General features: G+C 34.9%; 21 protein-coding genes. 1 reads left to right on the top strand and 20 read right to left on the bottom strand.

Annotated elements, in window-relative coordinates:
* Positions 1-11: 11 nt before the first annotated feature.
* From uvrB to AC1RPW_RS04705, 3 genes are all read right to left on the bottom strand, one after another.
* The gene (gene uvrB, locus AC1RPW_RS04715) at positions 12-2,015 is read right to left on the bottom strand and encodes an excinuclease ABC subunit UvrB (RefSeq protein ID WP_481761481.1); all 2,004 of its coding nucleotides are present in this window, start codon (positions 2,013-2,015) and stop codon (positions 12-14) included.
* Positions 2,016-2,165: 150 nt separating this feature from the next.
* A complete protein-coding gene (locus AC1RPW_RS04710; RefSeq protein WP_481761482.1) occupies positions 2,166-3,029 on the bottom strand; it encodes a DegV family protein in 864 nt (287 codons plus the stop codon).
* Positions 3,030-3,115: 86 nt separating this feature from the next.
* Positions 3,116-3,748: a YfbR-like 5'-deoxynucleotidase gene (locus AC1RPW_RS04705; RefSeq protein ID WP_409022185.1), complete on the bottom strand. Its 633-nt coding sequence runs from the start codon at positions 3,746-3,748 to the stop codon at positions 3,116-3,118.
* 211 nt (positions 3,749-3,959) lie between these two features.
* Between AC1RPW_RS04705 and AC1RPW_RS04700 the strand changes: the two genes are divergently transcribed.
* Entirely contained in the window at positions 3,960-4,859 is a 900-nt protein-coding gene (locus AC1RPW_RS04700; protein WP_481761483.1) for a hypothetical protein, read from the top strand.
* A 148-nt stretch (positions 4,860-5,007) separates the two neighbouring features.
* Here AC1RPW_RS04700 and AC1RPW_RS04695 read toward each other — a convergent pair whose 3' ends face one another.
* The 17 genes from AC1RPW_RS04695 to AC1RPW_RS04615 all read right to left on the bottom strand — a co-directional run bounded on the left by AC1RPW_RS04695 (position 5,008) and on the right by AC1RPW_RS04615 (position 21,695).
* Entirely contained in the window at positions 5,008-6,735 is a 1,728-nt protein-coding gene (locus AC1RPW_RS04695) for a phospho-sugar mutase (RefSeq protein WP_481761626.1), read from the bottom strand.
* 74 nt (positions 6,736-6,809) lie between these two features.
* A complete protein-coding gene (locus tag AC1RPW_RS04690) occupies positions 6,810-7,295 on the bottom strand; it encodes a MarR family winged helix-turn-helix transcriptional regulator (protein WP_481761485.1) in 486 nt (161 codons plus the stop codon).
* 11 nt (positions 7,296-7,306) lie between these two features.
* On the bottom strand, positions 7,307-8,650 hold the full coding sequence (locus tag AC1RPW_RS04685; protein ID WP_481761486.1) for a DHA2 family efflux MFS transporter permease subunit: 1,344 nt from the start codon (positions 8,648-8,650) through the stop codon (positions 7,307-7,309).
* Between the two features lie 133 nt (positions 8,651-8,783).
* Positions 8,784-9,722, bottom strand: a complete 939-nt coding sequence (trxB, locus tag AC1RPW_RS04680; RefSeq protein WP_481761487.1) for a thioredoxin-disulfide reductase — start codon at positions 9,720-9,722, stop codon at positions 8,784-8,786.
* A gap of 136 nt (positions 9,723-9,858) precedes the next feature.
* Positions 9,859-10,758, bottom strand: a complete 900-nt coding sequence (galU, locus tag AC1RPW_RS04675; RefSeq protein ID WP_409022179.1) for a UTP--glucose-1-phosphate uridylyltransferase GalU — start codon at positions 10,756-10,758, stop codon at positions 9,859-9,861.
* A gap of 14 nt (positions 10,759-10,772) precedes the next feature.
* Positions 10,773-11,792 carry an NAD(P)H-dependent glycerol-3-phosphate dehydrogenase gene (locus tag AC1RPW_RS04670; RefSeq protein ID WP_481761488.1) on the bottom strand — a complete coding sequence of 340 codons (1,020 nt, stop codon included), beginning with the start codon at positions 11,790-11,792 and terminating at the stop codon, positions 10,773-10,775.
* A 77-nt stretch (positions 11,793-11,869) separates the two neighbouring features.
* On the bottom strand, positions 11,870-12,697 hold the full coding sequence (gene lgt, locus AC1RPW_RS04665) for a prolipoprotein diacylglyceryl transferase (protein WP_481761489.1): 828 nt from the start codon (positions 12,695-12,697) through the stop codon (positions 11,870-11,872).
* 18 nt (positions 12,698-12,715) lie between these two features.
* On the bottom strand, positions 12,716-13,654 hold the full coding sequence (gene hprK / locus AC1RPW_RS04660; protein WP_481761490.1) for an HPr(Ser) kinase/phosphatase: 939 nt from the start codon (positions 13,652-13,654) through the stop codon (positions 12,716-12,718).
* Positions 13,655-13,665: 11 nt separating this feature from the next.
* Positions 13,666-14,019, bottom strand: a complete 354-nt coding sequence (locus AC1RPW_RS04655; RefSeq protein WP_481761491.1) for a phage holin family protein — start codon at positions 14,017-14,019, stop codon at positions 13,666-13,668.
* Between the two features lie 23 nt (positions 14,020-14,042).
* Positions 14,043-14,348 carry a PspC domain-containing protein gene (locus tag AC1RPW_RS04650; RefSeq protein WP_409022174.1) on the bottom strand — a complete coding sequence of 102 codons (306 nt, stop codon included), beginning with the start codon at positions 14,346-14,348 and terminating at the stop codon, positions 14,043-14,045.
* A gap of 154 nt (positions 14,349-14,502) precedes the next feature.
* The gene (gene phoU, locus AC1RPW_RS04645; RefSeq protein ID WP_481761492.1) at positions 14,503-15,189 is read right to left on the bottom strand and encodes a phosphate signaling complex protein PhoU; all 687 of its coding nucleotides are present in this window, start codon (positions 15,187-15,189) and stop codon (positions 14,503-14,505) included.
* Between the two features lie 17 nt (positions 15,190-15,206).
* Entirely contained in the window at positions 15,207-15,962 is a 756-nt protein-coding gene (gene pstB, locus AC1RPW_RS04640; RefSeq protein WP_409022172.1) for a phosphate ABC transporter ATP-binding protein PstB, read from the bottom strand.
* 14 nt (positions 15,963-15,976) lie between these two features.
* Complete coding sequence (gene pstB, locus AC1RPW_RS04635) at positions 15,977-16,780, bottom strand: phosphate ABC transporter ATP-binding protein PstB (RefSeq protein WP_481761493.1); 804 nt, start codon at positions 16,778-16,780, stop codon at positions 15,977-15,979.
* Between the two features lie 21 nt (positions 16,781-16,801).
* A complete protein-coding gene (pstA, locus tag AC1RPW_RS04630) occupies positions 16,802-17,689 on the bottom strand; it encodes a phosphate ABC transporter permease PstA (RefSeq protein ID WP_481761494.1) in 888 nt (295 codons plus the stop codon).
* The gene (gene pstC / locus AC1RPW_RS04625) at positions 17,689-18,609 is read right to left on the bottom strand and encodes a phosphate ABC transporter permease subunit PstC (RefSeq protein WP_409022169.1); all 921 of its coding nucleotides are present in this window, start codon (positions 18,607-18,609) and stop codon (positions 17,689-17,691) included. The genes pstA and pstC overlap by 1 nt, the downstream gene beginning before the upstream one ends.
* A 2-nt stretch (positions 18,610-18,611) precedes the next feature.
* Complete coding sequence (locus AC1RPW_RS04620; protein WP_481761495.1) at positions 18,612-19,490, bottom strand: phosphate ABC transporter substrate-binding protein PstS family protein; 879 nt, start codon at positions 19,488-19,490, stop codon at positions 18,612-18,614.
* Between the two features lie 141 nt (positions 19,491-19,631).
* The gene (locus AC1RPW_RS04615; protein WP_481761496.1) at positions 19,632-21,695 is read right to left on the bottom strand and encodes an LTA synthase family protein; all 2,064 of its coding nucleotides are present in this window, start codon (positions 21,693-21,695) and stop codon (positions 19,632-19,634) included.
* Positions 21,696-21,763 lie beyond the last annotated feature (68 nt).

The following is a 21,763-nucleotide window of genomic DNA, read 5'->3' as shown; positions in this document are numbered from 1 at the left end:
TATCCCCCTATTTATAACATTTGTGTTTTTAATTCTAATACCGTATCACGCAATGATGCAGCTGTTTCGAAATCTAATTTTTTAGCTGCTTCTTTCATTTGTCCTTCTAAGCGATCAACCATATCTTGTTGTTCCTTTTTATCCATATCCAAAAATTCAGTTTCGGTAAAGGTTTTAACAGTTCCTGAATTATCTTCAATTTTTGTTGGCGTAATTAACTCACGAATGGCTTTTTTAATCGTAGTTGGCGTAATATGATGTTCCTCATTATATGCCATTTGGACATCACGGCGGCGTTGCGTTTCTTCCATTGCGCCCTTCATTGAATCCGTCACTTTATCAGCATACATAATCACTCGTCCGTTTTCGTTACGAGCTGCACGACCAATTGTTTGAACTAGAGAACGTTCACTACGTAAGAAACCTTCTTTATCGGCATCTAAAATTGTCACTAATGACACTTCAGGAACATCAATACCTTCACGTAATAAGTTAATTCCAATTAAAACATCATATGTGCCTAAGCGTAAATCGCGAATAATTTTCGTTCGTTCCATCGTTTTAATATCACTATGCAAGTACGCAACTTTCATCCCCAACTCTTTCAAATAATCAGTTAAATCTTCTGACATTTTCTTGGTTAATGTTGTGACAAAGACACGTTCATTGCGTTCAATACGTAAATTAATTTCGCCAACTAAATCATCAATTTGGCCCATAATTGGACGAACTTCAATGATTGGATCTAGTAATCCAGTTGGTCGAATAATTTGTTGAACAACATCTGACGTCCGTTCCATTTCGTAAGGTCCTGGTGTTGCAGACATATAAATGACTTGATTAACGTGCTCTTCAAATTCCGCAATCGTTAATGGTCGGTTATCCAGTGCACTAGGTAAACGGAATCCGTAATCTACTAACATTTGTTTACGAGCGCGATCACCATTGTACATCCCTCGAATTTGAGGCATGGTTACATGAGATTCATCAACTACGATCAAGAAATCTTTGGGAAAGAAATCAATTAATGTATATGGAGGTTCGCCAGGTTTACGTCCATCCATATGGCGGGAATAGTTTTCAATTCCGGATGTATAGCCCATTTCACGTAACATTTCTAAATCATAAGTAGTTCGTTGATCGATACGTTGGGCTTCTAATAATTTATCTTCATCTTTTAATTCTTTTAATCGATCAGCCAATTCAACTTCAATACCTTCAATGGCATGATCCATCACATCATCATTCGTCATGAAATGCGTTGCGGGGAAAATAGCCATGTGTTCAAGTTCACCCATAACTTCACCTGTTAATGAATCAACTTCACGAATACGATCGATTTCATCGCCAAAAAATTCAATACGAACAGCTTTTTGATCACGAGATGCTGGGAAAATTTCCACAATATCTCCATGAACTCTAAACCGACCACGTTGAAAATCAATATCATTTCGTTCGAATTGTATATCGACTAATTTTCTAAGTAAATCATCACGTTCCATTGTCATTCCAGTACGCAATGAAATAACATGATCACGATATTCTGTTGGATCACCTAATCCAAAGATACTTGAGACAGATGCAACAACAATCACATCATTACGTTCTAATAATGAACTTGTTGCAGAATGTCGTAATTTATCAATTTCATCGTTAATACTGGAATCTTTTTCAATATACGTATCACTTGAAGGAACGTAAGCTTCTGGTTGGTAGTAATCATAATAACTCACAAAATATTCCACCGCATTATTCGGGAAGAATTCTTTTAATTCACCATATAATTGTCCAGCCAATGTTTTATTATGCGCAAGGACTAATGTGGGACGATTAACTTCTTTAATCACATTTGAAATGGTAAACGTCTTACCCGTTCCCGTTGCACCCAGTAATACTTGTTCTTTTTTACCATCATTTAATCCATCAACTAAAGTTTTAATCGCATTCGGTTGGTCTCCAGTTGGTTCGTACTTTGAAACTAAGTCAAAAACGCCATCATCATGTCTATCAATCAAGTTAACCCCTCCAATACAATCATTTTTAGAAATTAAAAAAAGCCTGGAATAACCTACCCAGGCTCATTTAAAAATGATTATTCTCTACTAATTATATTAGCATACCGAACATACTTTCGCACGTTATCTCACTTATTTTTTCAGAATAACTTAATCAACTAAATAATCACGACCCCAAATAAGACCCATTGTTTTTTCTCCAGTATGGACGCCAATAACAGGCCCAATATGACTAACCTCAACTGGAATATTAGGATAGTTGGTTTTAATAAATGAGACCCATTTTGTACTCTCTTCAGGATTGTTCGCATCAACGATACTTACTCGAATTGGATAATCAACTGAGTTAATCGCATCAGAAAAATCTGCCATTACCCGTTGAAAAGCACGCTTCTTTGTCCGTTCCTTAGTTAAAGGGATAATTTGACCTTCATGATTAAAGGTCAGAATTGGTTTAATTTGTAATAAGTTACCCACAAACGCAGCACCATTCGTCATACGGCCCGTTCTAAGTAAATGGCTCAAGTTATCCACAACAAAGAAAATACCCACCGTTTCACGCATTGCTTCTATTTTAGGTACAATCGTGTCTGCATGCTCACCTTGCGCCACTAATTGAGCAGCTTTTAATACAAGAAAGGCTTCTGCTGAACTTGCTGCTTTAGAATCAATCGGATATACCGTAATTCCTTCCACAGTTTTTGAATAAGCACGTAAATTATCCACAAAACTTGTGATACCTGTTGATAGATGAATTGAAATTACTTCATCAAATCCCTCTTCAATTAATTTATCGAAGACACTTTGCATTTGTCCCATTGTGACTTGTGACGTTGTGGGTAACTTATCCGTATCTTTCATTCTTTGATAAAATTCTGAAGCAGAGATTTCCACATCTTCTAAATAAGTCTGTTGCCCAAAAATAACCGTGATTGGTACAACAATAATATTTTTATCTTTGGCTACTTTTGGATCAATATATGACGCACTATCTGTTACAATTGCCGTTTTCATTAATTTCTCCCTATTCTTTAAGCAAAAAAGGACTACCTTGTATGCATTATTCTAGCATACAACGCAATCCTTAACCTATGTGTACTCTATTTCTTAATAATATCCAAGGTTATTTTTTTAATTTTATCTTTATCTGTGAAATCTTCCGTTAATAATTCTGGAAGAATTTCTTGTAGAATATACTGAACACTCGCTAAATCTGAAAATTCAAGAATCGTTTTTAAGCTTTCTTGATAAATTTCAGTATAAACTGATTCAGGATTACCCTTTTGAATTTCGCCAAATGATTCATATAATAAATCTAATTTATCAGCTACAGACAAGATTTTACCTTCTAAAGTATCATCCTTACCTTCTGATAATCTACGACGATAGGCATCTTGGAATTCTTCTGGAATTTCGTTCACAATAAAATTCTCAGATAATGATTCCTCAACATTTGCTAACATTTCTCTTAGCGTTGTTGTTGCATATTTAACGGGTGTTTTAATATCACCAATGAATCGTTCTGTATAATCATGATTCAACGCTTTTTCATACAACATGCGCCAATCAATCGTATTTCCTGCATTTTCTTCAACATCACCTAAAAATTGAGCAGCTTCTGTTACTTTGAATGAATGTTCCGCTACCGAATGATCTTCATATTTAAAATATCCTGGTGCTCGTTTTAACGTTTCTAAATTACTTAAACTTTGTAGGTATTGATGCATTCCCATAATTAACAGCTCCCTCTCATTTTTTATATAAATTTTTACAATCTTACCACATATGGAAAAGTTAATTCAAGTATCATCAACTTTTAACAAAAAAATAAACTGATTCACATTGCAAACGCTTGATACATCAATTGGAACACGTCGCGCAACTTTACCTTACTTTTTTATGTTATGCTTATTTTCATGCTTTATATTTAAGGAGGACATTTTTTTGAAGTTTTTAGCCAATAAAACCGTTGAATACTTAACCGGTTTTATCTTGATTTTAATCATGGTACAAGCCGCGTCACTTTTACATGATTCAGAAATTATTTTACCTGAAATCGCCGCGTTAACAGTTGGACTGTGGATTTACCACGAAGCCAATTGGTTAGATCGTTCGTTTAATCTTTTTTTGCTGCCTTCTGTCACCGCAATTATCGGTTTTGGCATCAATTTACTTGAGATTTCTTACACAATTAAAATCTGCCTAATGATCGCCATCATGGTCTTTCTATTAGTGGTAACCCGATCGGCACTGGCGCCTTCATTGGCTACAGGTCTCTTGCCAATCATCGTTAATGCGTCCAAATATTCATTCATCATTGCCATCATCATTTTCACTTTCATCGAGATGATTGTCGTTAAAGGCCGTAAACTCGATCAAAACTACGCAAAAAAAACAAACCTTAACTATCAGGCTATGCTTTTATTTCTCGTTTCTTCACTCATTTGGGTTGGTCTCGTGACGATTGCTGGAAAGCCTTTGATGGCCGCTATTCCACCGATTCTTGTCGTTTTTTTCGAGGTGCTACAAAAGCCGATGTATCCGGCAAAAATGGTGTTCAAACAGGTTACTGCCTTGACGCTTTCAGCAACGATCGGTGTTCTCGCCTGCATGGTAATCGATTCCAATGTTGTTGTCGCCTTAATCACTATGCCTCTCGTTTTTTGTATACTCCATCTTTTCAAAGTTAAAATTCCAGCCGCTTATGCCTTTCCATTGCTTGCAATGATTGTTCCACCGACTATCTTTAGCGTTCTCCCCGTGTCGTCCCTACTCGCTTCCATCTACTTTCTTGGAATCGCCTACCTTTATCACCGCTTTAAAAAGAAAAAAATGAATAAATAGAAACTAAACAAGTTAATCAGCCCTGAAAGAAAATAATAAATCTTAAAAAGTTGTTTACAAAATACTGTTTTATTTGCTTATAAATTTTGTAACCCATTTAAGGTCAAAAAAAGTAGTGCTAAATGTAAATTTAGCACTACTTTTTTAGTTAGGCGTTGACAATTGCCATAATTGCTTCTTCAAATGCAAGACACTTAGCTTGTGCTTTTTCATCAGTTTCAGCTTGCGTTCCCACGTAGAATTTAATTTTTGGTTCAGTCCCTGAAGGACGAATTGCAATCCAAGAACCATCTTCTAAGATATATTTCAACGCATTTGCAGTTGGTAATCCGATTTCTTCAGATGATCCATCAGCTAATTGCGCCATACCCGTTGTGAAGTCTTCTAATTTAGCGACTTTATAGCCAGCAAAATCTTTAGGTGCGTCATCACGGAAGATTGTCATTAAATCTTTGATTTTTTGAACACCTTCAATACCTTCAAACGTTAACGCTTTAGTATTTTCAGCGTAATAACCATATTCTTTAAATAAATCATCTAATCCATCTGACAATGTTTTATCAAATTGTTTGTAGTAAGCAGCTACTTCAGATAACATTACTAATGCTTGGATAGCATCTTTATCACGAACGAAAGGACGAATTAAGTAACCATAACTTTCTTCAAAACCAAACATAAAGGTATGTTCATTTGTTTCTTCATAGTTTTGAATTTGTTCCGCAATAAATTTGAATCCTGTTAAGACATTAATCATTTTAGCATGATGTGCTTCAGCAATCTTAGTTGCAAGTTCACTTGATACAATTGATTTAACGCCAACGGCATTAGCGGGTAAAGTTCCTGCTTCTTCGCTAGCAGTTAAAATATAATTGAACATTAGAGCAGCAATTTGATTACCTGTTAATAATTTATATTCACCATCAGTTTGACGTACAGCGACACCCATACGATCAGCATCTGGATCAACAGCGATTAATAAATCAGCATGTTCACGTCGACCCCATTTGATAGCTAAATCAAATGCTGGTGCGTCTTCTGGGTTAGGTAACTTGATTGTTGGGAATTCAGGATCACCTTCAGCTTGTTCAGGCACAATCTTAAATTGTTCAAATCCAGCTTGTTTCAAAGCACGTTCACCCAACATTTTACCTGTTCCATGAAGTGGTGTGAAAACAAGTTTCATTGAAGCACCAACTTCATCAACTAATTTTTGATTAATTGTCACTTTTTTAACTTCAGCAAGATACGCAGCGTCAACTTCTTCACCAATAATTTGGAGTGTTTTATCAGCTTTTAATACTGTCTCATCACCTACTTTAATGGCAAATAAATCATCAGCTTCGCGAACAAAACCAGTAATCATATCTGATTCTTTAGGTGGCATTTGGCCACCGTCTTCACCATAAATTTTATAGCCATTATATTGTTTAGGATTATGGCTAGCCGTTATCATAATTCCGGCGTAAGTAGCTAAATGGCGGACTGCAAACGATAATTCTGGTGTGGGACGTAAGCTTTCAAAAACAAAGCTTGGAATACCATGTGCGCCTAAAACTTTAGCTGATTCCATCGCAAATTCTTGTGATTGGTAACGCGAATCATAACTAATTGCGACACCGCGCATTTTAGTTGCATCATCTAACGTATCCATAAAGCGAGCTAATCCTTCAGTTGCTTGACGAATCGTGTAGATGTTCATCCGGTTAATACCAGGACCCATCAAGCCACGCATACCAGCAGTTCCAAATTCCATTGGTTGGTAAAAAGATTCTTTTAAATCTTCTTGATTATTTTTAAGCGAAACAATCTGATTTTTTAATGTTGCGTCTAGTGTTTCTTCATTTAACCAAGTTAAATAATTATCTTCCCAAGTCAAAATATCACTCCCATTCATATAATATTACTATTATACAATAAATGCGCTTACTATTCAGGATAATAAAAAAGATATCAGAATAATTCTGATATCTTTCTTCCAGCAAGTCGCTCACGTTCAATTCCTGATTTAATTACCTTTTCCAAAATATGCTCAAATTGCTTAATTTCTTCTTCACTAAGCACCGATATACTTTCATCATTAACGACTGTAATTCTATCAAAAATATCTTGATAATTATTAATCGCTTTTGCTGTAGGATAAAGTTCAGTCCGTCGTTTATCTGCGGACGACATTTTTTTTTCAAGCCAACCATCTTTAATTAATTTTGAGATAGCACGTGTCACAACACTGTGATCCCGATAAATATTTTGGATTAGCTCATCCTGACTAACGCCAGGTGACTCACAAACTAACAACACGTAAAAAAAGTTACTCTCAGAAAGTTCAAACCCTTTTAACGTATCATTTATTCTTAATCGAATCATTCTGTTGTAAATTGTTGTTAATTTCTCAACTTCATGTGTATCGTAAAAAGAATTTCCATTCATATTTTGCATCTCAAAACTCCTTAAGCTTTACTTGTTTTTCTGAAATAGATTAGTCCAACTAGTCCAATTACAATTGAGACAACCATGATAAAGATCATTGAATATTTGTATCCAACAACAAATGATGCAGGAATACTAGCAATAACAATAATAACGGTATTAAATAATGAACCACTAACTTGTCTTAATGTATTCGTTAATGTTGTTGCATGATTTATTTCCATTGGATTTAAATCTTTTAAAGATTCTGTTGTTGCTGGAGCCATAATAGCACCAACCCCTGTTAATCGAATAGCGTAAGTAACAACTGATAACCAAACAGGAAATTCAATTGTTAAGAATAACATTGGTAGTACTGAAATCATCAACATCAAAAAGCCAAATATAAATATTTTTTTATAACCGTATTGATCATAAAGGTTACCAACAATAGGTGAAATAATAGCATTAATTGCAGCACCCGGTAACATAATTAATCCAGCAGTCATTCCTGATAAATGTTGATTATTTTCTAAGAACATTGGCATAACTAATTCTGTTGCCATTAAAATACCAAAAACTAACATAATTAATGCAATCATAGTTGAGAATGAACGTACTTTGAAAATTCGAATATTTAAAAATGGTTCTTTTAAAGCTAATTGACGACGGCCAAAATAGATTAATGCTAAAACACCAATCACAATAAGGACAAGTGCAACTAATAATTGGTCTCCAATAATTGAAATACCAATTAAAATTGTAGCAAGTCCAACTAGTGATAAGAAGAATGATTTAAAATCAATTTTAACATCTGTCTTTTCTGAATAGTTAGGTAAAATACAAACCCCAACAATTAATAAAATTAACATGATTGGAATAATGAAAATAAATAATGCTCTCCATGGTAAAAATGTAATCATAATACCTGATAAAGTTGGTCCAATTGCTGGAGCAGCTGAGATAACAAGCATAGCAAGTCCCATTACAACGCCACGGCGTTCAATTGGGTTAATTGCAATGACACTAATCATCGTAAATGTAGTCAATACGCCACCGGCAGCAGCTTGGATTAAGCGACCAATTAAGATTGCCCAAAAATTAGCGCCACTTGATGCAACGATACTTCCGATTAAAAAGACAACCATAATACCGACAAATATTTGTCTTGTTGAATATTTTTCATATAAAATTGCTGATAATGGTGTCGAAATTCCGACCATTAAAACATAACCCGTCGTTAACCATTGTGCGGTTGCAAGGTTAACATTTAAAACGGTGATTAATTTTGGTAATGCTGTAATCATCAATGTTTGATTTAATAAAGCGGCAAAAGTCGCAATTAATAAAACAGCACCAATTGTGTTTCTTTTTTTGTTTGTCATTCTAACTCTCTTCTCACTTAAATTTACGCATATGTTTAATTTTTTTCATAAGCGGATTAGATTATTATAATGTTCACATGCACATAAAGTCAAGTAAATAAAAAAATAAGCCTCAAAAGGCTTATTCTATAATTTAACTTAATTCTGCATCATTTAATGATTCAAGGTAACTAAATGTTTGTTGTCCAGCAATACCACCGTCACCAACTGCAGTTGTAATTTGACGCAATTCTTTCTTACGCACATCACCAACTGCGAAAATACCTGGTACATTTGTTAGCATATTTTCGTCAGTTGGAATCCAACCATAATCGTCAGTAATTCCAAGCTTTGTGAATGCTGTTGTCATTGGTTTAACACCAACATAAATGAAGACACCACTAGCAGGAATTTCAGATGTTTCACCTGTTTTATTATTCGTTACTTTAACGCCAGTTACTTTACGATCGTCACCAACAATCTCTGTGACATTAGTATCCCAAACAAAAGATATTTTATCATCCGCAAAGGCACGATCTTGTAAGATTTTTTGAGCGCGTAATTTGTCACGACGATGAATTACCGTCACTTTTGAAGCTAATTTTGATAAATAAGAACCTTCTTCGATTGCTGAATCACCGCCACCGATAACGATGACTTCACGATTTTTGAAGAAAGCACCATCACAGACTGCACAGTAAGATACACCTCGGCCACTAAAGGTATCTTCGCCTTCAGCACCCAATTTTTTGTATTCTGATCCAGTTGCGATAATTAAAGCTTTTGTTTCAAAAACATCATTATCTGTTGTGATGAGTTTAGTATCGCCTTCAATTGTAATATCGGTTACACTACCGTATGCATATTCTGCACCAAATTGTGTCGAACTTTCGTACATTTCTTTTGCTAAATCAGGGCCTAAGATTGATTTAAATCCAGGATAATTTTCAACTTCAGCCGTATTGTTCATTTGGCCACCATAAATCCCACGATCAATCATTAAAACCGATAGATTTGCACGTGATGCATAGAGTGCGGCAGTCATTCCACCGGGCCCAGCACCAATCACAACAACATCATATTTTTTTGTCATTAGTTCAACCTTCTTTCTTTTAGTAAGTAATTCAACAATACCCTATGTTACTTTTTTTGTCTATTTAATTGCTTTAACATCAAAAACAGGTCCCAAGTGAGTTGAACTTGAAACCTGCTTTACTGTAAGAATTAGGCTACTTATTTTTTGCTGTATCTTCTGCAATTAATTTTGCGCCTAAAGTCTTCAAATATTCTTTTAATTCATCTTTAACTTCTTTATGTTTCAAACCATACTCAATACTTGTTTTTAAGTAGCCAAATTTATAGCCAACATCGTATCGGGTTCCTTTAAATTCATGAGCGAAAACACGTTGCACCTTGTTCAATGCATCGATGGCATCCGTTAATTGAATTTCATTACCAGCACCTGGTTTTTGATGTTCTAAGATACCAAAAATTTCAGGTGTTAATAAGTAACGTCCAATAATAGCCAAGTCACTAGGTGCTTCTTCAGGTGTAGGTTTTTCAACAAAGTTTTTAACATTGAATAATCCAGGTTTAACTTCTAATTCAGGATTAATCACACCGTATTTTGAAACTTCTTCATGAGGGACTTTCATCACCGCTAAAGTTGAAGCATGTGTCTCATCAAAGCGATTCATGAGTTGACGCGTTAATGGTACTTTATCTTCCATTAAATCATCGCCTAACATGACAACAAAAGGTTCATCCCCAACAAAGTCTTTAGCCATTAAAACGGCATCGCCAAGACCTCGTGGATGAGATTGACGAACAAAATACAAATTAATATCCGTTGTTTCTTCAACTAATTTTAATAATTCGTCTTTATGCTTTGCAGCTAAATTCGCTTCCAGTTCTGGCACCGAATCAAAATGATCTTCAATTGGTCGCTTACCTTTACCCGTAACAATCAAAATATCTTCAATACCCGATTGACGCGCCTCTTCAACAATAAATTGAATCGTTGGTTTATCAACAATTGGGAGCATTTCTTTTGCCATCGCTTTAGTTGCTGGTAAGAAACGAGTCCCTAGTCCAGCAGCCGGAATAATGGCTTTTTTAACTTTTTGCATAGTCTAATCCCCTTTTATTCTGCTAATTCAGATTTACCTTCACGATTGATCAAAGCTTCAATCACTGATTTAATTTCTTTATTATTGTATAAAACGTCATAAATTGCATTTGTGATTGGCATATCAATTCCTTGTTGTTGTGCTAATTCATAAGCAGCCTTAGCAGTACCAACACCTTCGATAACCATACCCATATCAGCAACAACAGCATCTAATGATTTACCTTGACCTAATTGGTCTCCAGCACGCCAGTTACGTGAATGAACACTTGTAGCTGTAACGATTAAATCACCAACACCAGAAAGTCCCATAAAGGTTAATTGGTTAGCACCAAATGATGTCCCTAAACGAGCAATTTCAGCTAATCCACGTGTAATCAAAGCTGCTTTAGCGTTATCGCCATAGCCCATACCATGAAGCATACCAGCACCAACGGCGATAATATTCTTCATAGCTGCGCCCATTTCAACACCGATAACATCGTTATTTGTGTAGATTCTTAAGAATTTATTCATAAAGAGATCTTGAACAAAACTTGCAGCTTCAGGATCAGTACTTGCTGAAACAATTGTTGTTAAATCACGATTTGCAACTTCTTCAGCATGACTTGGGCCAGAGAAGACAACAACACTACCACGAATGTCAGCAGGAATTTCTTCTTCAATAACTTCTGAAATACGTTTGTGTGTGACTTGTTCTAGTCCTTTACTTGCATGAATAATAATTGGTTTGTTACCTGTTTCTTCTAAAATTGCTGCTACTTGTTTAGCAACAATACGGCTTGCTTTTGTTGGAACAACAAATAAAATAGCGTCAACTTGATCCAAAGCTTCTTTTAAATCTTCATATGCATGTAGGTCTTTAGAATAAGTGTAATCTTCCAAGTAATGCTTATTTGTATGGAACTCATTCATTTCTGCTACTTGTGCTGGAACATTTGACCAAAGTCTGATGTCATGACCATTTTCAGTTAGGATATCGGCAAGGATACTACCCCAAGAACCGGCGCCTAATACTGCTACTTTTTTTGTCATTATATAATCTCCTTCAAAATTTATTCATTCTAATCATACCAAATTTTACCTCTAATAGCATTAACTATGAGAAATTTTTATTTCAATTGTCCGTCTAAATACCATTGATTTTGCGGTTCCCAATATCTTCTCAATAATAACCAACTAATTGATCCAATAAAAATCACTAATGAGAGAAGTTGAGAAACACGAATTGTTGAAAATAACATTAAGCTATCTGTTCTCATTCCTTCGATAAAGAAACGACCAAATGAATACCAAGTTAGATATGCAAATAGTATTTCTCCACGTTTGAAAAGGTGTACTCGATGTCTCAAGGCAATTAATATTAAGAATCCAACAAAACTCCACAATGATTCGTATAGAAATGTTGGCTTATAGTAGGTGCCATTGATGTTCATTTGGTTAATAATAAATTCAGGTAAATGTAAATTTTGCAATGCCTCTAACGTCGTTTTTCCACCATGGGCTTCTTGGTTCATAAAATTACCCCAACGGCCGATTGATTGCGCAAGTAGCACAAGTGGTGCCGCTAGATCAAACATTAACCATGCTGACAAATGGCGACGCTGACAGAAAATAATCACTGTAATAATTGCGCCTATTAACCCACCATAGATAGCAATACCACCATCCCAAATTCGATAAACTTCACTGAGATGTTGAGCGTAATAAGACCACTCGAACACAACGTAATAGAGTCGCGCAGAAACAATTGAAATTGGCAACGCCCATAGAACCATATCATATATGGTATCTTCATTTATTCCTATTTTTTTGCCTTCAAGAATGGCTAAAATAACTGCTAGAATTACTGCACTCGCAATTATTACACCATACCAACGAACTTCAATAGGTCCTAATTTAACTGCGATGGGATTCAACGCACCTAATAAATAATTCAATTTACTCTCGTCCAATCCTTAATCTTTTTTTGAATTTGTTTGGATTAAGCCATTTAGATTAGCTTCAAATGCTTTAGTAGCATCATAACCCATTGTTTTTGCACGGAAGTTCATTGCTGCGACTTCAATGATAATGGCCAAATTACGTCCTGTTTTAACAGGTACAGAAATTTTTGGCACATTCACATTGAATATTTTAACAAATTCATCATTATTACCTAATCGATCAAATTGTTTATCAGGAGTCCAGTTTTCTAGATGAATAATTAGTGAAATATCAGTGTCATTACGGACAGCTCCTGCACCAAACAAGTTCATGATATCGATAATACCGATACCTCGAATTTCAAGTAAATGTTTTAAAATTGCAGGTGCCTCACCAACAAGTGTCTCCTCATCTTGTTGGAAAACATCAACACGATCATCTGCAATTAACCGATGTCCACGTCTAATTAATTCAAGCGCTGTTTCTGATTTACCAACACCAGAATCACCTGTAATCATGACCCCAAGACCATAAATATCAACTAAAACACCATGTATTGACTGGCGTTCAGCTAATTTAGCTTCCAAAAAGTTAACCATATTAGAAGATAGACGTGACGTTGTTAGTTTTGAAATTAGAACTGGAATATGTCTTTCTTTGACGATAGCTAATAATTCTAGCGGCACATCCAAATCATTTGAAACAACAAAACATGGTGTTTGTTCTGTTGCTAATTGATTCATCACATTCTGCCTATCTTCAGGAGTCAGTCCATTTGCATAAGCATGTTCTGTCATCCCAAATAATTGAATACGTTCTTTCGGATAAAAATTAAAATACCCGGTTAATTCTAGACCAGGACGTGAAATATCACTTGTTGTAATTTTTTTATCATCCAAGTATTCTTTCCCAATTAAAACAGTTAATCCCATTGCATCTACTAAATTTCTAACTGAAACTTCATTGGCCATCTTAATGCCCCCTATTGTCTATTTCTAATAAAGTAATTTGTTACGATTGTATTAGCAATACTCATCACAATTGAGATGATAAATGCCGCCCAAAAGCTCGAAAATTTAAATTCATTACCCACAAAAAATGACGTCATTTGTAACATAAATGCATTTATAATCAGATAGAAAAATCCTAAACTGAAAATAGTTACCGGCAGTGATAAAATCACTAAAAACGGTTTAACTAGCATATTTAGTACGGCCAGTACAAAACTGGCGATTAATGCAACCCAGATACTTTTAACAAATAAAGTCTCTGGAAAAAAACCAGATATTGCCAAAAACAGTATGGCATTAATTAATACGCGCTGCCAAAATCCCATGAATCTTCACCTCATCATTAATATTATTTATCGTCTGTAACTTCTACATCTTTAATAATTTTACGGCCACTCTTACTTGATGAGCTAGTCCGTTGTCCAGTACTAGATGTAAACTGCTCAAAAGAACTAGTAAATGAACGTTTTTTCCCTGGTAAGCTAATTGCTAACAAGATATAGACAAGTATAAATACGCCTTTTGTTGCGAAGATTAGCATTAAAAATAAAAATCTAACGAGTGTTGGATTCCAATTTATATATTCGGCAAGTCCAGCTGCGACACCCGCGATAATTTTATTAGTTGATTTTGTGAATTTTTTATTTGTTTTCATTTTGTAGTTCCTCCATTCAGAATAATCTATCATTATTGTACTTCTTATCGTACTCATTTTACAATTTTAACGAGCGTTATTTACTTAAATTTTAACGTTTAAATTAAAAATAACTAACAATCGCGAAATTGTTAGTTATTAAATGAGTAGTGCCTTATTCATTTTCTTTTTCTAACTCTGATTTACCAGGATTCAATTCAGTGATTCGGCCATTTTTTAAATAAACAACCCATTCACACACATTTGTAACATAATCGCCAATTCGTTCTAGATAAGTGGCAACCATCAAATAGTCAGCACTTCCCACAACTGTTTCGGGATTCGTTTTCATTTCATGGATACACTGGTCATATATTGTCGTGAAATATTCATCAACTTCAAGATCTAAATTAGCAACTTTACGAGCTTTTTCGGCATCTTTTCTAATATAAGCTGTGAGGACTTCTTCAACCATCTTACGTGCGTGGTCGCCCATAATTCCGATCTCATCTTCAATCTCCGTTACCCTAGGATTGCCTTTAACACGAATCGTTGATCTCGCAATACTTACAGCGTGATCTCCCATTCGTTCTAAATCAGAAATAGCTTTTAAAACAGTCACAATATCTCTTAAATCACTTGTAACAGGTTGATACAATGCAATCATTTCTAACGTTTGTTTTTCTAACTTCATTTCGCGTTCATTAATTTTGTAATCGCCAACGATAACTTCATGGGCCAACTCTTTATCATGATTAATGAAAGCACGGACAGATTTATGAATGGCTTCACTAACCATCATACCCATTTCGCTAAATCTAATGTGTAGCTTTTCTTGTTCTTCATCAAAAAGTAATCGCATTATTTTGTCTCCCTTTCTTAACCGAATCGACCACTAATGTAGTCATCCGTTTCTTTTTGTACAGGCTGCGTAAATAATTTTTTAGTTGGTGCAACTTCAATTAAATTACCTTCTAAAAAGAAGGCAGTTCGATCTGAAATTCGAGAAGCTTGTTGTAAATTGTGAGTCACTATTATAATAGTATATTTTTCACGCAATTCTAGCAACATATTTTCAATTTTACTACTTGAACCAGGATCCAGAGCACTTGTTGGTTCATCCAGTAAAATGACCTCAGGTTCAACCGCTAAGACTCGAGCGATACAGACACGTTGTTGCTGTCCGCCAGATAACGCAAGCGCATTTTTACCCAAATCATCCTTTACATCATCCCAGACAGCAGCCTGTTTCAAGCTTTTTTCAACAGCTTCATCAAGGATTGCTTTATCTTTAACGCCAGCTAATCGCAAACCATATACAACATTTTCGTAAATTGAAAATGGAAATGGATTAGGTTGTTGGAAAACCATCCCAACATTTTTGCGTAATCTTACGGTATCCATTTTAGGACCGTAAATATCTTCATTTTTTAATTTAACTGTACCTGTAATGGTTACACCTGGAATTAAATCATTCATGCGATTTAACGTTCTTAAATATGTTGATTTACCACAACCAGATGGACCGATTAAAGCGGTAATCCCTTTTTCATTGAAATCAAGATTAATTCCTTTGAGGGCTTCTTTCTTACCATAATACAAATGAACATCATTTGTTTCAATTATTTTAGTCATTTGGCCTTTCCCCCTTAACCGAAGTTTCCTGAAACATAATCATCCGTTAGTTTAATTGTTGGTCGCGTAAAAATAGTTGTTGTTTTATCATATTCTACCGCATTTCCTGAATGGAAAAATGCTGTGTAATCTGAAATACGTGAAGCCTGTTGCATATTGTGTGTCACAATGACAATCGTGTACTTTTCTTTCAGTTCTAAAAGTGATTCTTCAACAATTCGACTTGAAATTGGATCTAACGCACTAGCTGGTTCATCTAACAATAAGATGTCAGGTTCCATAGCAATCGCTCTAGCGATACATAAACGTTGTTGTTGTCCACCAGACAATGATAACGCACTCACATTCAAATCATCTTTAACTTGATCCCAAAGTGCAGCTTGTTTAAGTGATTTTTCAACGCGTTCTTCAAGTAACTGCTTATCTTTCATCCCATGACGTTTCAAAGCAAACGTTATATTTTCATAAATTGATTTTGAAAATGGATTAGGTCGTTGAAATACCATTCCAATATGTTTTCTCATTTCATAAATATCAACATTATCTTTATTTATATCTAAATCACGGTAAATAATTTGTCCTGTTACATCAGCAATCCCATCATTCATACGATTCAACGATCTAAGATAAGTTGATTTACCAGAACCAGATGCCCCAATTAAAGCTGTAATTTTAAACCGTTCAAATTGTAAACTAACATCTCGAATTGCTTCATTAGAACCATAATGAACATGTAAATCTTTGGTTTCTAAAGCTATCTCATGTTTATCTTCATTGAAGGTCATAATTCTAGATTTTTCAGTTTTATTTTCTACCATATTCTTTGACCCCCTAATGATCTATTTACTTGATGTAATTTTACGATAAAGTGCTTTACCACCGAATCGAGCTAAGAAATTAAATAAAAGCACTGCGATAATTAAGACGGCTGATGCGCCTGCAGAAACAGCTGATGCATCAGGCATAATACCTTCTGAATTAATTTTCCAGATATGAACAGCTAATGTTTCAGCTGGACGCATTGGATTTAACGGACTCGCAATATTAGCTGGATTCCAGTTTGTAAAATCTAGTGCTGGCGCACTTTGACCAGCAGTATAAATTAACGCAGCTGCTTCACCAAAGATACGGCCGGCACTCAATATAACACCCGTTAAAATACCAGGTACTGCATCTGGAACAATAACTCTCGTAACGGTTTCCCAACGCGATAATCCTAACGAAAAGCCAGCCTCACGTTGTGAATATGGGATAGAACGTAATGACTCTTCGATTGATCTTGTTAATAAAGGTAAATTGAAGAACGTTAAGGCTAATGCACCTGATAAAATTGAAAAACCGAAATTATATTGGACAACGAAAATCAAAAACCCAAAAAGCCCAACAACAACTGAAGGTAATGAACTTAAAATTTCAACAGACGTTCTAATAACCGTCGTCACCCAATTATTTTTAGCGTATTCTGATAACCAAATACCCGCTCCCAATGAAATAGGGAAAGAAATCAATAATGTTAATAATAATAGATAGAAGGAATTAAACAATTGGATTCCTACTCCACCACCACTTGAAAATGATTTTGCGGGTGATGTTAAGAAATGCCAGCTGATATGTGGCACACCTCTAACCAATATATAGCCAAGTAAGGCCGCTAAAACAAGAACGACGAATCCGGCAATACCATATAAAATACTTGTTGCGATTTTATCTACTTTTTTAGGATTCATTATTTAAGCGCCCCTCTCTTACCAATTACTCTAACAACCATGTTAAAGAATAATGACATTAATAATAGAATTAAAGCAAGTGACCATAGCGCATTATTTTCTAATGAGCCCATGACAGTATTTCCAATTCCCATCGTCAAAATACTTGTTAAAGTTGATGATGGTGTAATTAAACTTGATGGCATCAATGATGCATTACCAATAACCATTTGAACGGCTAAGGCTTCACCAAAAGCTCGTGCCATACCAAAAACAACCGCTGTCATGATACCTGGTGTTGCTGCTCTTAGAATAACTTTATAAATTGTTTGCCAACGTGTTGCACCTAAGGCCAGTGAGGCTTCCCGGTAATAACGTGGGACAGATTTTAAAGTATCAACAGTCATTGACGTAACGGTTGGTAGAATCATAACAAATAACACAAATGTCCCAGATAAAATACCAAACCCTGTTCCACCAAAAATACTTCGAACAAATGGGACCACAACTGAAAGACCAATAAATCCATAAACAACTGAAGGAATACCAACTAATAATTCAGTTACCGGTTGTAAAATTCGGCTACCCGTATTTGGTGAAATTTCAACCATGAAAATAGCTGTTCCAATAGCGAAAGGTGTTGCAATTAATGCTGATAAAAAAGTGACAAAGAATGATCCAGAAATCATTGGTAAAGCCCCAACTTCTGGCTTACCTGCTTTATCAAGCGTTCCAGGGTTCCAACTCTTTCCTAATAAAAAATCTTTAATTGATACTTTATCAGTAAAGAACGTTGCTAATCCTTTTGAAGCAACGAAATAAAAGATAGCAAGAACAATAGCGACGATTAGTCCAATACAGAAATAAGTAATTATTTTACCGCGCATCTCTAGTTTAGATGCTTTTGATTTTTTGAGTAAACTTTCACGAATCGGATCCATAACTACATCCCCTTCTTAATTGGTGTTATTTTACCTTCAACCGAACGACTCACTTGCATCTGTGTTGTTGGAATATAACCTAATTTACTAACAACCTGTTTTTGAATTTTATTTGACATCATATAAGTTAAAAATTGTTTTGTTAATCCCGTGGGTTCACCATTCGTATACATATGTTCGTATGACCAGATTTTCCATTTATTTGAGGCAACATTACTTTCAGTTGGTTTAACTTTATCAACAGAAAGTACATCGACCGTTTTATCAACGTATGAGAAAGCCATATAACTTATTGCACCAGGTGTCGATCCGACAATTTGTCGAACCATTCCCGTTGAATCTTGTTCCTGTGCATCTTTACTTTGCTTACCTTCTAATCCCCATTTTTCAAATGTTAATCGTGTTCCCGAACCAGATGCACGATTTAAAAGGACAATTGGTAAATCATTGCCACCTAGTTGCTTCCAATTTGTTAATTTACCAGTAAAAATATCTATAAGTTGTTTTTTTGAGACGTTTTTAACGCCCACACCATTATTCACAACTGGCGTAATTCCAACAACGGCAACTTGATGGTCTACAAGTTTACTTGCCTTAATGCCTGATTTTTCTTCAGCAAAAACATCTGAGTTACCAATGCTAACGGCTTTTTCTTGAACTTGACTCAATCCTGTTCCGGATCCGCCACCTTGAACATTAACAAAGACGCCAACATTTTCAGTCCCGTATTCTTCACCAGCTGCCTCAACTAAAGGTTGTAAAGCTGTAGATCCAACAATTGTAATCGATTTTCCTGAATTTGATTGTGTCTCACATCCCGTTAAAGTTAATAACATGATGGATAAAATTCCACCAATCATTACTAAAGATCCCTTTTTCATAGTAACTTCCTCCATAAATATCGATATTTAACTTATACATTAAGTTTATATTTTTAATGTAAAGGTCCTGTGGGGGTATTGTAAAGATTGTGTAAAGGTTACAACAAAAAAAGCCATAACATGACGTTATGACTTCAATCGTTATTTTAATTCTGGAGCATCAGTTTTGAATAAACTTTCGGTAGATACCCCACCGTGTTGTTCAATTAAACTGGTTTTTTCTTTCTCTTGTGCTTTTTTCAAAGTTTCAAGAGCGTCACTTTTCTTGTAATTATAGTCAGATTTATTTACTTTAGTGAAATTACTTGGTGCGTAGAATCTTAATAGATCACCCGTAATAACTTCATCTGATAATGATAATGACGTTGTAACATGTTTTAATTCTTTGTTATAAACTTTTTGTTGTGCTGCCGTTAGTTTTTCGATTTCTTTACCAGTCTTAGTGTTATACGTGGTATTTCCAACTTTTGTAAAGGTTGGTGAAACGAAATCACCATTTCTAAAGGCAACCGTTTGGTTACGATTTTTCGATAATAAATCATTACCAAATTGAACCGTATCGGTATTCTTAACGCCTAATAGATCAAGTAAAGTTGGTAGCACATCAATTTCACCACCATAAGTATGATTAATACCGCCCTTAAGGCCATTCATATGAATCATAAATGGTACCTTTTGGAACATCGTTAAATCATAACTTGTTACTTTGTCTTTACCTAAAAGCTGTGCAATAGCTTTCGGATGATTATTAGAGATACCATAGTGATCACCATACATCACAATCATACTGTCCTTATACAAGCCACTCTTCTTCAAGTAACTAACGAATTCTCCGAATGATTGATCAAGATATTTAGATGTTTGAACATAACCATCAACCGTACTATCGTCTGTATCCGTCTTTTTGATTGACGTATTCGCACTATCTAAATCATATGGATAATGGTTAGTTAGTGTGATGAGTTTAGCATAAAAAGGTTGGGGTAATTGTTCAATATACTTAACCGATTGCTTCAAGAAAATCTTATCTTTCATCCCATAACCAACTTTATAGTTAGCTTTGACATCATAATAAGGTTCACTGAAGAAATACTGGTAACCAAATGATTTATAAGTATTATTACGATTCCAGAAACTACCCACGTCACCATGGAAAGCTGCTGTAGAGTAGCCTTTTTGATCAAGAATAGCGGGTGCTGCTTGGAATGTATTTTGTGTGCCATAAGTCGTCATCGCTGAACCAGATGGTAACCCATAAAGGGATGCTTCCAACATCATTTCAGCATCAGACGTTTTACCTTGTCCAACTTGATTAAAGAAATTATCAAATGATAATGTATTTTGATCATGATAATATTTATTAATGTTAGGCGTAACTTGTTGCCCATCCCATTTATAATCGATCATGAACTGTTGGAAACTTTCTAGATGAATCACAAAAACATTTTTACCCTTCGCTTTTCCATAATACTTTATATTTGAATTAGAACGATTTTTATCCAAATACTTTAGAACTTTATCCATATCTTTAGCAGTGGCATTTTTACGTGTCGCACTTTCTTTTTGCGTTTGATAAACATTATATCCCGCATAGAAATTCAAGCCTAAATATTTAACAATATAGTTATTATCAAAAGTTCTTGTCAATAATTGAGAACGATCCTTTTCAGCTAAACCTAAGTTCCCTAAAGCTAAAAGTACAGATGCAATAGTCAGGATAAAAGCATAACGCTTTTTAATTGGGTTATAGTCAATTTTGACTAATTTAAAGACAAGAATCAAAATTAAAATAATAATATCGATATAAACAAAGAAATCAGTTGGTCGTAAAATACCGGCAATTCCCTTGTCTAGATTATTAGCTACTGAACCTGAATTTTTGATAATTCCTAGTGAAAGAAAATCTGAAAACTCACGATAATAAACCATATTTGCAAAAAGCCATGATGTTTGAATAAAATCAACAATCAGCAAAATCCAATATGATTTTTTACCCTTAAAGTAGATTGCAATTCCAAATAATAATAACGCTGTTGGTATTGGATTAATATAAAGTAAAAATTGTTGCATGCTACCTGTTGCACCTAATGTAAATTTGGTTTCATAAGCAACAACTGTTTTGGCCCAAAATAAAACGAGCGTCAAGAGGAGGAATCCCCATCTTGAGCTCAATTTATCCTGAACATATTTTAAAGTTGACCGCATCTTAGTGCCTCCATTTTTTAAGATCAGTTTTCGAGAACACGAAAATGTCTTTCAATCTATGTTTCAGT

The organism is Dellaglioa sp. CoH-55-MRSF-8 (genome assembly GCF_056782195.1).
This window is presented reverse-complemented; position numbering and strand designations above follow the sequence as displayed.

Coding starts and splice junctions, on each gene's coding strand:
- pstB (WP_409022172.1), bottom strand. CDS start 15,962: ATGACTAAAATAATTGAAACAAATGATGTTCATTTGTATTATGGTAAG.
- AC1RPW_RS04685 (WP_481761486.1), bottom strand. CDS start 8,650: ATGACAAACAAAAAAAGAAACACAATTGGTGCTGTTTTATTAATTGCG.
- AC1RPW_RS04655 (WP_481761491.1), bottom strand. CDS start 14,019: ATGGGATTTTGGCAGCGCGTATTAATTAATGCCATACTGTTTTTGGCA.
- AC1RPW_RS04690 (WP_481761485.1), bottom strand. CDS start 7,295: ATGCAAAATATGAATGGAAATTCTTTTTACGATACACATGAAGTTGAG.
- AC1RPW_RS04705 (WP_409022185.1), bottom strand. CDS start 3,748: ATGGGAATGCATCAATACCTACAAAGTTTAAGTAATTTAGAAACGTTA.
- AC1RPW_RS04650 (WP_409022174.1), bottom strand. CDS start 14,348: ATGAAAACAAATAAAAAATTCACAAAATCAACTAATAAAATTATCGCG.
- AC1RPW_RS04710 (WP_481761482.1), bottom strand. CDS start 3,029: ATGAAAACGGCAATTGTAACAGATAGTGCGTCATATATTGATCCAAAA.
- trxB (WP_481761487.1), bottom strand. CDS start 9,722: ATGACAAAAAAATATGATGTTGTTGTGATTGGTGCTGGGCCCGGTGGA.
- hprK (WP_481761490.1), bottom strand. CDS start 13,654: ATGGCCAATGAAGTTTCAGTTAGAAATTTAGTAGATGCAATGGGATTA.
- galU (WP_409022179.1), bottom strand. CDS start 10,758: ATGCAAAAAGTTAAAAAAGCCATTATTCCGGCTGCTGGACTAGGGACT.
- pstA (WP_481761494.1), bottom strand. CDS start 17,689: ATGAATCCTAAAAAAGTAGATAAAATCGCAACAAGTATTTTATATGGT.
- pstB (WP_481761493.1), bottom strand. CDS start 16,780: ATGGTAGAAAATAAAACTGAAAAATCTAGAATTATGACCTTCAATGAA.
- phoU (WP_481761492.1), bottom strand. CDS start 15,189: ATGCGATTACTTTTTGATGAAGAACAAGAAAAGCTACACATTAGATTT.
- pstC (WP_409022169.1), bottom strand. CDS start 18,609: ATGGATCCGATTCGTGAAAGTTTACTCAAAAAATCAAAAGCATCTAAA.
- AC1RPW_RS04670 (WP_481761488.1), bottom strand. CDS start 11,792: ATGACAAAAAAAGTAGCAGTATTAGGCGCCGGTTCTTGGGGTAGTATC.
- AC1RPW_RS04615 (WP_481761496.1), bottom strand. CDS start 21,695: ATGCGGTCAACTTTAAAATATGTTCAGGATAAATTGAGCTCAAGATGG.
- AC1RPW_RS04620 (WP_481761495.1), bottom strand. CDS start 19,490: ATGAAAAAGGGATCTTTAGTAATGATTGGTGGAATTTTATCCATCATG.